Annotated in this window: 1 protein-coding gene; it reads right to left on the reverse strand. The window is 47.0% G+C overall.

Annotated elements, in window-relative coordinates; genetic code table 11:
- Positions 1 to 417, reverse strand: a 417-nt coding sequence (locus AC1M87_RS14795; protein ID WP_481594124.1) for a GA-like domain-containing protein, incomplete at both ends; no start/stop codon positions are given.

The raw sequence follows: 417 nt of genomic DNA on the forward strand, positions 1-417 counted from the left end.
ACTTTCGCTTGTGCATCTTCTTTAGCAGTAAGCGCATCATCACGTGCTTGAGTCAGCTCAGCAAGTTCTGTTGGCGTGATTAAACCATCTGCTTCTGCATCTGCTAATGCTTGCTCTGCCTCAGCATATGCTGCTTCAGCCGCCTCTACTGCCTCTGTTGCTTCTTCAAGTGCTGCAACTGCATCATCCACACCATCTTCGTTTTCATCATTTACTGTTGGTAAGGTGATGTTGACTAGATCATCTAAGCGTGCATCCAATGCGTCTTTGTCTGCTCCTTCTGGAAGTGCATCAACTTTCGCTTGTGCATCTTCTTTAGCAGTAAGCGCATCATCACGTGCTTGAGTCAGCTCAGCAAGTTCTGTTGGCGTGATTAAACCATCTGCTTCTGCATCTGCTAATGCTTGCTCTGCCTCA

The sequence above is a fragment of the Acinetobacter sp. 24-47-62 genome (assembly GCF_056779765.1).